At 41.5% G+C, this 12,132-nt stretch carries 8 protein-coding genes and 1 pseudogene; 2 read left to right on the top strand and 7 right to left on the bottom strand.

Features of this window, described 5'->3' with window-relative positions:
• Position 1: 1 nt before the first annotated feature.
• The 7 genes from sufB to E4N78_RS02495 all read right to left on the bottom strand — a co-directional run bounded on the left by sufB (position 2) and on the right by E4N78_RS02495 (position 8,919).
• On the bottom strand, positions 2-1,468 hold the full coding sequence (sufB, locus tag E4N78_RS02525) for a Fe-S cluster assembly protein SufB (protein WP_255811513.1): 1,467 nt from the start codon (positions 1,466-1,468) through the stop codon (positions 2-4).
• A complete protein-coding gene (sufC, locus tag E4N78_RS02520; RefSeq protein WP_255812307.1) occupies positions 1,465-2,205 on the bottom strand; it encodes a Fe-S cluster assembly ATPase SufC in 741 nt (246 codons plus the stop codon). Before sufC ends, sufB begins: the two co-directional genes overlap by 4 nt.
• 252 nt (positions 2,206-2,457) lie before the next feature.
• Positions 2,458-4,338, bottom strand: coding sequence for a tetratricopeptide repeat protein (locus E4N78_RS02515; protein WP_255811512.1), 1,881 nt, complete (start codon positions 4,336-4,338; stop codon positions 2,458-2,460).
• Positions 4,339-4,342: 4 nt separating this feature from the next.
• Entirely contained in the window at positions 4,343-5,350 is a 1,008-nt protein-coding gene (pta, locus tag E4N78_RS02510) for a phosphate acetyltransferase (RefSeq protein WP_255811511.1), read from the bottom strand.
• Between the two features lie 12 nt (positions 5,351-5,362).
• Positions 5,363-6,787, bottom strand: a complete 1,425-nt coding sequence (locus E4N78_RS02505) for a polysaccharide biosynthesis/export family protein (RefSeq protein ID WP_255811510.1) — start codon at positions 6,785-6,787, stop codon at positions 5,363-5,365.
• Positions 6,774-7,793: a GumC domain-containing protein gene (locus E4N78_RS02500; RefSeq protein ID WP_255811509.1), complete on the bottom strand. Its 1,020-nt coding sequence runs from the start codon at positions 7,791-7,793 to the stop codon at positions 6,774-6,776. The genes E4N78_RS02505 and E4N78_RS02500 overlap by 14 nt, the downstream gene beginning before the upstream one ends.
• A gap of 67 nt (positions 7,794-7,860) precedes the next feature.
• Positions 7,861-8,919, bottom strand: coding sequence for a biotin--[acetyl-CoA-carboxylase] ligase (locus tag E4N78_RS02495; protein WP_255811508.1), 1,059 nt, complete (start codon positions 8,917-8,919; stop codon positions 7,861-7,863).
• A gap of 135 nt (positions 8,920-9,054) precedes the next feature.
• Between E4N78_RS02495 and E4N78_RS02490 the strand changes: the two genes are divergently transcribed.
• The gene (locus E4N78_RS02490; protein WP_255811507.1) at positions 9,055-10,707 is read left to right on the top strand and encodes an AMP-binding protein; all 1,653 of its coding nucleotides are present in this window, start codon (positions 9,055-9,057) and stop codon (positions 10,705-10,707) included.
• Between the two features lie 160 nt (positions 10,708-10,867).
• Positions 10,868-12,105, top strand: a pseudogene (gene fabF, locus E4N78_RS02485) (beta-ketoacyl-ACP synthase II).
• Positions 12,106-12,132 lie beyond the last annotated feature (27 nt).

The following is a 12,132-nucleotide window of genomic DNA, read 5'->3' as shown; positions in this document are numbered from 1 at the left end:
TCTATCCTATAGTTCCTTCCAATTCGATTGTAATAAGATTGTTCAATTCAACGGCATATTCCAGAGGCAGTTCCTTGGAGATAGGTTCTACAAAGCCCTTGATGATAAGGGATTTTGCGGCAGCCTCATCCAAGCCTCTTTGCATAAGGTAGAACACCATTGATTCGCTTATCCTTCCGATTTTAGCCTCATGGCCTATGTCTACATCGTCGATATGGGATTCTATAATCGGAATCGTATCGGAGCGGGATTTATCGTCAAGCATTAGGGATTCGCATTCGGCCACAGCCTTAGCTCCCGTTGCATTTGCTCCTATGGACAAAAGGCCTCGGTAGTTTGCTTCCCCGCCGTTTTTTGCGATGGAGCGGGAGCGCATTTCCGAAACGGTGTTTTTTCCGATGTGGACGGTCTTAGTTCCCGTATCAAGGCACTGCCCTTCCGAAGCGAAGGTAACCCCTGTAAATTCGGAACGGGAGCGGTCGCCTTTTAAGATACTCATAGGATAAAGCATGGTAACCCTTGAACCGAACGAACCCGAAACCCATTCAATAGCTCCGTCTTCTTCAACTATGGCCCTTTTGGTGTTTAAGTTATATAGGTTGCGCGACCAGTTTTCAATCGTCGAGTAACGCAGGGTTGCTTTTTTTCCTACATAGAGCTCAACGGCTCCTGCATGGAGGGCGTTTTTATAGTATTTGGGAGCACTGCATCCTTCAATAAAATGGAGGTAGGCTCCTTCTTCTACAATTATAAGGGTGTGCTCAAATTGCCCCGACTGCTGGGCATTTAGCCTAAAATAGGATTGAAGCGGAAGCTCGACCCTTACGCCCTTGGGAACATACACAAAGGAACCTCCCGACCAAACGGCACCGTGGAGGGCTGCAAATTTATGGTCATTCGGCTTTATAAGCTGCATAAAATGCTTTTTTACTATATCTTCGTACTTGCGGACGGCTGTTTCCATGTCTAAGTAGACTACACCTTGTTTTTCCAATTCTTCTTTTAGGCTGTGATAAACGACTTCCGAGTCATATTGGGCTCCAACTCCTGCGAGGGAGCTGCGTTCAGCTTCCGGTATACCGAGCCTGTCAAATGTCTTTTTTATTTCTTCCGGAACATCGTCCCAAGTTTCGGCCAAGGGCTTTGTATCGGAAACAATGTAGTGGATTATCTCTTGAATATCCAAATCGGAAATATCGGCTCCCCAGTCCGGCATGGGTCGAGCATTAAAGTATGCGAGGGATTTAAGGCGCAAGTCCAGCATCCATTCAGGCTCATTTTTGCGTGCGGATATTTTTTTTACGACTTCTTCGTTTAAGCCGAGTCCTGTAGAATACTTATAATCGATGCTGTCCTTTATGTCATAGACTCCGCGTTCTATATCCGAAACAAATGTACGTTTTCTTTCTTGAAAGAGGGCGGCATCCTCCGGTGCTTTATCTGTGGTTTGGTTTATGGCTTTACTCATAGGCTTTCTTTTATGTTTTCGTACCCGTTCTTTTCGATATATTCTACCAGTTCCAGACGGCCTGTTTTGACAATAGTGCCGTCCACAAGAATGTGTACAAAATCGGGCTTTATATAATCTAAAACTTTGTTATGATGGGTAATTATTAAAATTCCCATATCGGGGGTGCGTATTTTAGAAACACTTTCAAAGACAGTCTTTGTAGCGTCAATATCCAGTCCCGAATCCGTTTCATCAAGGATTGCGAGCTTCGGGTTTAAAACGGCAAGCTGTAAGATTTCGTTTTTCTTTTTTTCGCCGCCCGAAAAGCCGACATTTAAGCTGCGGTTTGCATATGCAGGGTTGATTTTAAGCTGCTTCATTGTGTCCGATAAAAGTTTATGAAATTTTATCATAGGGATTTTTTCGCCGGTTACGGCTTCTTTTGAAGCACGCAAAAACTCTTCTATTTTTAGGCCCGGCACCTCTTCAGGTATTTGAAAAGAAAGAAAGATACCTTTTCGAGCCCGCTCATAAACAGGAACATCATTTATAAGTTCATCTTCAAAGAAGATTTTACCTGCATCGATTGTGTATCGAGGATTCCCTACTATGGCAGCCGCCAATGTGGATTTTCCGGCTCCGTTCGGGCCCATGACCACATGAACCTCACCCTTGTTTATACTCAAATTAAGGTTTTTAAGAATCTGCTTCTCGTCAACCGACATTTGAAGTCCTTGTATATCTAATAATTTCATCATAACTCCTATAAAACCTTTTTGCAGCAAATATCAATTTGCAAAAGAAGTTTTTTCAAGCGGTTTGTTTACAAACCGCATACAACAACACGATGTTTTGTACTTAATGTACAAAACTCGTCAGATAAACAGTGAGGCTGAATTTCAGCCGAATTGTTTATCATAACTCCTGTGATTGTCTATGATAATATAACAATTTGAGGACTAATATTCAATAAGAAAATAGGCAAAATTTATACTTGATTATGGGTTTTAGCTGTAGGCCTTTTGTAAAAAGGCAGCAGCATGTTGATTTTTCGGTTCTTTTTCCAATATATATTGAAATATTTTTATAGCTTCTTCTTTCTTTTTTAAGCGCATTTGAAGGATGCCCTTTATAAGAAGGGTATCAGTCTTAGTTCCGAACATTTTTTCTGCTGCCTTAAGCAATTCAAGAGCAGTCTTGCTTTGGCCGATCTTATCAAGGCAGAATACGAGGTTATGTAATAAAAGCCTTTCTTCAGGTTTAGCTCTAAGCATTTTTCTGTAAAGAATAGCGGCTTTTTGGTATTGTCCGGCTTTTCTGCGGAACAAGGCAAGCTCAGGGTCAAAATTAACTTTTCCGCTTTGGCTCATTAAAATTTCAAGCTGATTGCCGGCATCTTCCCAACGCTCACATTTTTCTAAGAATAGTACATAGTCCCGTCTTATGTAGATATTCTTTCCCCATTCTTTTAGATATGCCCCATAAGCTTCATCTGCTTCCTTATTTAACTGCAAATTTTCGTAAGAAGCGATAATTCCTATTTTAGCTTCTTCATCTTTTTCATTCATATCCAAGGTTTTTTCGTACCATCTAAGAGCTAAATCGGGCATGTTCAGTTTTATATAGCAGCAGCCCATAGCATTAAAGATAGCCGAATCGGCTCTTCCGTTTTGGACAAGGGCTTGAAGATGAGGCAAGACCTCTTCGGGAGGGTTATCTATATGGGCGGCGGTGATTATTTTATAATAATAAATATCGTCGGCATCGCAAACTCCGCTTGCTTCGGCCCGCAGGATTGCAGCACTAAGTTCCTCCCAGCGGTATGCTTCTTGAAGGGCGAGCATTATGCCGTAATAAGGATAAGGATTTTCAGGCTCGTGTTCTATTGCACATTTATAATGTCCTAAGGCCGCATTAGTGTTGCCCATAGAGCGCTGAGCTTCGGCAGCGAGAAGGCGTATTTCGGCATCGCTTCCAAAGGTCTTAATAAAGATGCGGGCAGCAACGGCGGCTCTTGAGTAATCGCCCCGCTCCATATGCTTTTTGATAACGCCCATTGCAAAAAAACGGTCCGAAATTCCGTCATCGGGAATCTCGATACCCAGTTTTGCAAAATCTTCTGCAGCAGCAGCTGTATCGCCCAGCTGCATCTTAATCATTGCAGGATACCACTTTAGGGCGGGATCATCGGGCTCGAATTCGCAGGCAGCTTCGTATTGGCCTAGAGCCTCCGGAAGGTAGCCCTCCATTTTTAGGGCATGAGCAAGATAGAGGCGAGGAGCAACTCCGTCTATGCCGTTTTTTATTGCAAAGCTGAACATTTGGCGAGCCATATCTGCATTGCCGTTTCTTAATTCATAAATTCCTTCAACAAAAAGAGAATTTAAGTATCCGGCATTCAGCTTTGTATCCGAGGGAGCAAACTTTAAGGCCTCTTCAAATGTTTCTCTGGCAAGGCGGGGCTTTTTCCATTTTAGATAGGCAGAACCGAGCATTGCCCTTGTTTCAAGAGGATGGGGATTGAGCTTTAAGCTTTTTTCAAGACAATAAACGGCTCTGTCATACTGCCCCGCCGCCAAATATGAGCGGCCCAAAAAAAAGAAGCCCATAGGTAAGTCCGAATGAGCGGAGGCAGAATCCGATGAACATCTTTTAATATAGGCCTTACCATAGGCTATGGCTCTGCCGTAATTGTTTACGGCAGCCCAAGCCCTTGAAAGGTATAAATATATTTCGGGATTTCCCTTTTTTTCACCGTAAAAGGGAGAAGATACTTCGGCTAAGCCTTCTGCGGCTAACTTTTCTAAGATTAAAATTGAAGTCTTATAGTCGCGTTTTTTTCCGGCTTCAATAGCTTCATTTATAAGCGCATTTACAGACTTAGCCATAAGTTTATTTTCTTCCGGCTTGAACCAAGGTTACAGCCGAGGTGGTGATTATGTCGTCTACCGAGCAGCCTCTGGAAAGGTCGGATATGGGCTTTGCAAAGCCTTGGAGGAAGGGGCCGAGGGCTTCTGCTCCGGCAATTCTCTGTACCAGCTTATATCCTATGTTTCCGGCTCCGAGGTCGGGGAAAATCAGGGTATTGGCCTGCCCTTTTACGGGAGAGTCGGCCGCTTTCTTTTGCATAACGGAAGGAACTATGGCACAATCCAACTGGATTTCTCCGTCAAAGACAAAATCGGGTTTTCTTTCCTCTAAGATTTTTACAGCTTCGCGGACGCGTAAAATATTTTCATCTTTGTCGCCGCCCGATCCCTTGGTAGAAAAGGATAGCATTGCAACAATGGGCTCAACCCCGGCAAAGGTTCGGCAGCTCATAGCTGCGGAGCAGGCAATGTCGGCTAACTGTTCAGAGCTGGGAGTCGGAATTACGGCACAGTCCGAAAAGATAAAGACTCCGTTTGCTCCGAGTTTGGGATTTTTTGTGTCCATCAAAAAGCAAGAAGAAGCGGTTTTCATTCCCGGAAGAGTTCCGATAACTTTTAAGCCTGCACGGAGTACATCGGCTGTTGTGTTTAAGGCTCCTGCAACCATTGCATCTGCCTTATCTTGAACCAACATCATCGCTGCAAAGCCCAGCTCTGCACTCATTTCTATTTTAGCCTGTTCAAGGGTCATTCCCTTGGCCTTCCGTTTTTCATAATAGCTTTCGGCAAAGGAATCGAGCCATTCCGATTTTTTCGGATCGATTATCTTGATACCGTCAAGTTTTACCCCTGCCTTAGAAGCCGCTGCAGAAACAGCATCATCGGAACCGATTAAAAAAAGCTCCGATACCAATTTTTCATCTACGATAGATCGGGCTGCTTTGAGAGTCCTCTCTTCAGTACCTTCAGGCAAAACAAGGCGGTTAGCATACATCTTTGCCTTTCTTTTCATTTCATCTACAAAACTCATAATTTTTTCTCCTTACTTTAATTTATCTATTATTGTGAAAATACCGCCAATTATTGTAACAATAGTTCCAATAAAGGTTATATATGGCATTACATTATATAAAAAAGCATTGGAACTTGCAGTGATTATGGAACCTGGAAGAATATAATCCTTTTTATTCATTTTTTTATCGGCAGCATCTCTAATCTTTACTGACGATATAGCATTTCTCTGTAAATCAAAACCGCCTGCCAAAGCAATATAATACTCATAGGTCTTTCCGGGAACGTAGGGGTAAGAGCCGGGCCTAAGAACAGCTCCTATAACTACTACGGTTTGCTGTAAAACGGGAACAGAAATAATGTCATTTTTTTCTAAAGCAATTAATTCATTATAATCTCTATCATAAAAAATTCTATTAAAATTAGTATATATTTTTTCACCATTCCTCATTAAATAGGCATTTTTTGTATCTGACAGAGAAGAAAATTTGCTCCTATATGCTCTGACTACCGATAATAAGTCTGCTCCCTCTATAAAAGGAATAGATGTAACATCTGCTCCTGCTTCCAAAATAATTGATGATTTAAATTCCGCCTCATTCGGAATATGCACAATATCATTATTTTGAAGCTTAAAAGGTTCCATCTTTTCTGCGTTTTCAATTTTAAAAAAACTGCCTATCGGGAATTCTTCGGTCTTATTATTCCTCGTTACGGTAAGTTTTGAAACATCCGTGAATTCCCTTAACCCGCCGCCATAAATTTCAATCAGTTCTTTTATATTTTCATTTTCTAAAAGTTCATAAGTTCCCGGTCTTTCAACGCTTCCCGTAATTTTTACCTTTCTGCCCAGGCGTTTTATAATAATTATGTCACCGGGACGTAAAAAGGGATCTTGAGAGAAATCTCCATTTCTATAAGCCATAAAAAGATCATAGCTTCTTTTTTTTCCATTCAAAGATACTATTTCGATATTTCTGGTAGAAGAATATTCCGTAAAAGAGTTTTGTATAACATTGGACAATCTTGTAAGAGCGCTTGCCTCAACCTCGGCAACTTTTAATACTTCACCCTTTATTATCACCTTAAATACCGAAGGCTTTATCATAAGCAATTGAGCCCCGCTTAAAGGATAATTTTTTCTTATAATATCCTCAACCTGTCTTTTAAATTGCGAAAAGGTAAGACCGTTTACGTTTATTGTTGCCAGATTTAATATCTTCACATTATAAGAAATATCGACGATTAAATTTATATTGACAATCTTACCTCCCATAGCATAGGAAAGGCCGTAAACATCTCCGGCTGTAACTAAATAGTTTGGATCAGACATGGCAATATAGGCGCCTTCTTTTATTTTTGTCAAAATCGACTCGTCCGTATTTTTTGAGTCTTGAGCAAAAATCATAATTTGCACAAAAAGCAAAACTAAAAAAGCTAATCTATTTTTTTTCATTTTTATTTCCTCTTAGTTTTGCCATTGTTTCAGGATCTTTTTTTATATTGCTTATTGCATTAAGTAAAAAAGCTAAAAATATCGAAAAGAAAAAGGCAGCAAAAGTAAATATAATGGACAGCTTTCCTCGGCTTGGGCCCGACTTTTGATCCGGTATCTCAGGGTATTCCAAAATTTGTAATATCGGCGTATTACTGTTGATCTTTATTTTGATCATTTCATACTGAGCCTTTAATTGGGCATATATGTTTTTTTGCGCAGTCAGTTCAAGATTTAATTTTTCTGCATCAATACCTACAGAAGGAATGTTTGAGCCGTAAATATTCATAGAAGCTGTTTCAAGTCTTTTTAATTTTTCAGTAATACTATCTATTTCTGCTAAAACATTTTTTATACTTTTTTCAAGGTTATCTTTTTCTATTTTATCTCTATCCAAACCAAGATCGGTAAATTTATCCTCATAGTATTTTACACAATGCATTACCACTTGTTTTGCAAATTCCGGATCTATATCCTCAAAACCTATTTCTAAGACTCCGGTCTTATCATCAAACTTGATTTTTAACTTTCCTGTTAAGATTTTCCGGCTTTCGGCCCTTAAATGATTTTTTATTTTGTACTTTTCGATTAAATTAAATTCATCTACTATGTTATCCAAAAAAGAATTGGTTGTCGATAAAAAAATAGCTAAACGGCTATAAGTTTGTCCTCCGCTAGCAGAAGCCCCCATTAAACCTGCAAGACTCCCTAATCCGCTTGAAGCTAGTTTTCCGGCTAAACCGCCCCCTTGCGAATTTGCATCATTTATCAACATCAAGGCCTTAGGCCTATAAACATTCGGCATATAAGATTTTTCAGGCGGCAGTTTTACAGAAATCAAAGAATAGCTAAAAATAAAAACTGCAGCAAAAAAGGTAGTAAATATTATAAGTTTCTTATATTCTAATAATACGGCAAATAAGTCAATTAAACTTATTTCATCATTATTGTTTTCTTGAGCATCCATAGACTTGCGATTATACCAGTTTTTTTGATTTATGTCTAGCAAAGCATTTGTTCAAAGATGAGCTTTTTTAAGGTTCAAGCCCCAAACTAACCTCGCCCGAAATTAACTCATTTTTTTTGCCGTCATCGGTTTCTATGATAAGATGCCCTAAATCGCTGATTCCCAAAACCAAGGCTTGATAGGGGATGCCGGCAAAGGGAAGAACTCTTACCTTTTTTCCCGTAAGGAGGGAGAGGCTTTTATATTCTTCCATTAAGTTTTCTTGAGAGTGCAGACCGTAAAGGGATTCAATCAAGCTCGATATAATAGAAGAAGCTAAAACATTCCGGTTGAGGGATGGAGCTTCGGCTTCACTAAAAGATGAGCCGGCTTCGGTAAAAAGAGAGCCGGCCTTGTTTTTAAGTTCGGGAGGAAAATTAGACTCTTTTACATTGAGGCCTATACCTATAATTACGGCCTGCACTGAGGAAGTTTCCATATCGATAATTCCCTCGCTTAAAATGCCGCAGATTTTTTTTCCGTTAAGATAAATATCATTTACCCACTTTATTTGCGGAGCAAAGCCCAGAACCTTTAAGCAGCGGCAGATAATAACTGCCGAAATTGCCGTGTAAAGAGCGGAAGCGGGCACTTCCTTTTCAGTCTTTGCCGGAATTGAGGGGCAAAAAATCAGGCTAAAGTATAAGCCCGCTCCTCTCGGCGAATAAAAACTGCGTGAAAAGCGGCCTCTGCCTGCACTTTGATGCTCGGCAAAAAGAACCGTTCCGTGAAGGGACTCGGCTCTGCTTGAAGAAGTTAAACGCCTTTTTGCCTCGGTATTAGTGGAATCTATTGTCTTAAAAACTTCAACCTTCCCCTTGCAAACGGATTGAGCAAAGGCAGATAGGTTCTTTTCAATTGAAAAAGCGTTCAGCACATCTGAAGAGGATTTTAGAATATAGCCCTTGTTCTTTCCGCCTTCAATTTCATAACCTTCGTCCCTCAGCTTTTGCACAGCCTTCCAGACGGAAACCCTCGAAAGGCCTAAGTGCAAAGCCGCTTCTTCGCCCGAAAGAGGCCTTCCGTTTTGTTCTATAAGCATATCCAAAAGGATATTGCTCGTCGTCCTTGATATAAGCTCTCCCATAAAAATCTTTTAAAATAAGCCTCCTTTAAAATACCCCGTCCTTTAACATTAAAAGGAATTCTAGCATATTTCTTCTTTTTTTTCTATTGCAACCTTTTCGGGAAAGCCTTGTCTATAGTCTTATAAGGTGAAACTATGTTTTATAAAGAATATATAAACTATATTGAAAGCGATGATTGGGAAACCGTACATAATTCTTTTTCAGTCAAAGCTCCCGAAAATTTTAATTTTGCTTATGACATAATAGATAGAATAGCGAAGGAATACCCCGAAAAAGAGGCTCTTGTCTGGTGCGATGAAACCGAAGAAAGGATTTTTTCGTTCGGAGAATTGGCAAAGCAGATAAATAAGACGGCCAACTTTTTTAAGGCTATGGGAATAGGAAGAGGCGACACGGTTTTGCTTTTTTTGCGAAGAAGATACGAGTTTTGGTTTGTTCTTCCTGCCCTGCATAAAATAGGGGCAATAGCCGTTCCTGCAACGGTCCAGCTCGCAGCCCACGATATCGAATACCGTATTCAATCAGCCAATATAAAAATGATAATGGCCGTACAAGAAAAGAATTTGCAAGAAGAAATTCAAAAAGCTGCCGAGTCCGCTTATAATAAGCCCCTCCTTGTTTGGGTGCATGACGAAATGGATGGTTGGATTTCCTTTGATAAACTCGTAAAAAATATGAGTGAAGATTTTACACCTCCCCAAGGAGAAGCCTACCCTTGCGGAAAGGACACCGCTCTTTTGTACTTTACCTCAGGCACTTCGGGTAATCCCAAAATGGTGGAACATAATTTTTTATATCCGCTTGGGCACATTGCGACCGCAAAATTTTGGCAAAACGTCAAGGAAGACGGAAGACACTTAAGCGTTGCCGAGACAGGTTGGGCAAAGGCTATGTGGGGAAAGATTTACGGTCAATGGCTTTGCGGCTGTGCCGTATTTGTATATGACATGAAAATGTTTATCCCTAAAAACCTGCTCGAAAAATTATCAAAATACAGGATAACTTCCTTTTGTGCACCTCCCACCGTTTACAGGTACTTAATCCGCGAAAAAATAGAAGATTATGATTTATCCTCATTGGAAGAATGTACAACGGCAGGTGAAGCCCTTAGCATGGACATCTTCAATATATTCAAAGAAAAGACCGGAATAGAACTGCGGGAAGGCTACGGGCAAACAGAGCTCACCCTCACAACAGGAACCTTCCCCGGCATGAAAATCAAACCCGGTTCAATGGGAAAGCCCGCCCCCGGCTATGAGATAGATATTATCCGCCCCGACGGATCTTCTTGCAAAGCAGGAGAATCGGGAGAAATCATCTTGCGTTTGGATAAAAAAGTTCCCTTCGGAATGTTCGGAGGCTATTATAAAAATGAAGAAAAACCGGCCGAGGTTTTTAAGGACGGAGTTTACCACACGGGAGACGCCGCCTATAGGGATGAAGACGGTTATTTTTGGTTTGAAAGCCGAACCGATGACCTTATAAAAAGTTCCGGTTTCCGTATAAGCCCCTTTGAGGTGGAGTCGGTTCTTTTACAACATCCGGCAGTCTTTGAATGTGCGGTAACAGGCGTCCCCGACCCTAAAAGAGGACAGGCTGTAAAGGCCTTTGTTGTTTTAAATAAAACCTATCAACCGAGCCAAGCCTTGGAAAAAGAGCTTATGTTCTTTGCAAAGAAAAATGCGGCCCTCTACAAGGCCCCGCGTTCTCTCGAATTTGTAGAAACGTTGCCTAAAACCCATAACGGCAAGATAAGCCGGGCTGCAATCAGAAGCCGAAAGGCCTGATAAAAGTCGACGGATAAAAACCGGCCTTGACAGAGAAGGCGTAAGCAAGTAGACTTTGTTCTATAAGCTGTTCTGTAGACAGCCTGACATAAAAAACGTTCTTTAATAAAGAACAATAAAGAGTACAAAAATGCGGAAATTTACGCAAAAAGGAGTTTATATGAGAAGAGTTGTAATTACAGGCCTCGGTGCCGTAACCCCCATAGGAAACACCCTGGATGAAACATGGGAAGGAATCAAAGCAGGTAAATGCGGAATCGGAAACATTACCCAATTTGATTGTTCCGATTTTAAGATTCAGATAGCGGCAGAAGTAAAAAACTTTGACGCTTCACAATTTATGGATAAAAAAGATGCCCGTAAAATGGCTCGGTTCACTCAATTTGCCGTAGCCGCAGCTTCGCAGGCAATGAAGGATGCCGGCCTTTCAAAAGAAAACATCGATGCAAACCGCACAGGTATAATACTCGGAAACGGTATAGGCGGTTTTGAAATCTACCAAGAAGCCTTTAAAAAATACTTTCAAGTTGCTCCGGATCGTATTCCGCCGATGACTGTTCCTCTTCTTATTCCGAATGAGGCAGCCGGAAACATAAGTATGCAGTTCGGCATAAAGGGCCCCGTCTTGGACCTTGGCTACGGCCTGTGCTTCCGGTACCGATGCTCTCGGAAACGCTTTAGACCTTGTCCGCTCAGGAAGGCTTGATGTATGCGTATCGGGCGGTACGGAATCTACAATTACCGGTTTCGGTATAAGCGGTTTTACGATTTTGCAAACCCTCGCCTCAGGTGATCCTGCCAAGGCTTGCTGTCCCTTCGATAAAAAGCGTTCAGGCTTTGTAATGGGCGAAGGCTCAGGCATTCTCATTCTTGAAGAATATGAACATGCAAAAAAGAGGGGTGCTAAAATATATGCGGAATTTGCAGGCTATGGAGCTTCCTCCGATGCCTACCACTTAACCAGCCCCGACCCCTCAGGAGACGGAGGAGCATTGGCCATCACCAAGGCCTTAGCCGATGCAGGCATAAAACCTGAAGAAGTTCAATACTATAATGCTCACGGAACCTCGACACCGATTAACGACCCTGCAGAAACAGCCATGATTAAAAAAAGCTTTCGGAGACCATGCATATAAAATGAAGGTTTCTTCAACCAAGTCGATGATAGGCCACTGCTTAGGTGCCGCAGGAGCTCTTGAAGCTATTTTCTGTATAAAGGCAATGGAAGATGGATTTTATCCCCCGACCATCAACCTAACCGAACCCGACCTTGAAGCCGGCTGCGATTTGGACTATGTTCCGAACAAGGGCGTCAAGGGCGAAATAAACTGTGCCGCCTCAGGCTCTCTCGGCTTCGGAGGCCATAACGGCGTCGCTGTCTTCAAAAAGATAAAGTAAGGGCTTTTAAAAAGCTTTAATTAGATA

It is taken from the genome of Treponema denticola (assembly GCF_024400535.1).
Classification (GTDB): Bacteria; Spirochaetota; Spirochaetia; order Treponematales; family Treponemataceae; genus Treponema_B; species Treponema_B denticola_C.
This window is presented reverse-complemented; position numbering and strand designations above follow the sequence as displayed.

Bases quoted from the DNA above. Each gene is read 5' to 3' on its own strand.
- E4N78_RS02515 (WP_255811512.1), bottom strand. From the start codon at position 4,338: ATGGCTAAGTCTGTAAATGCGCTTATAAATGAAGCTATTGAAGCCGGA.
- E4N78_RS02500 (WP_255811509.1), bottom strand. From the start codon at position 7,793: ATGGATGCTCAAGAAAACAATAATGATGAAATAAGTTTAATTGACTTA.
- E4N78_RS02495 (WP_255811508.1), bottom strand. From the start codon at position 8,919: ATGGGAGAGCTTATATCAAGGACGACGAGCAATATCCTTTTGGATATG.
- pta (WP_255811511.1), bottom strand. From the start codon at position 5,350: ATGAGTTTTGTAGATGAAATGAAAAGAAAGGCAAAGATGTATGCTAAC.
- sufB (WP_255811513.1), bottom strand. From the start codon at position 1,468: ATGAGTAAAGCCATAAACCAAACCACAGATAAAGCACCGGAGGATGCC.
- sufC (WP_255812307.1), bottom strand. From the start codon at position 2,205: ATGAAATTATTAGATATACAAGGACTTCAAATGTCGGTTGACGAGAAG.
- E4N78_RS02505 (WP_255811510.1), bottom strand. From the start codon at position 6,787: ATGAAAAAAAATAGATTAGCTTTTTTAGTTTTGCTTTTTGTGCAAATT.
- E4N78_RS02490 (WP_255811507.1), top strand. From the start codon at position 9,055: ATGTTTTATAAAGAATATATAAACTATATTGAAAGCGATGATTGGGAA.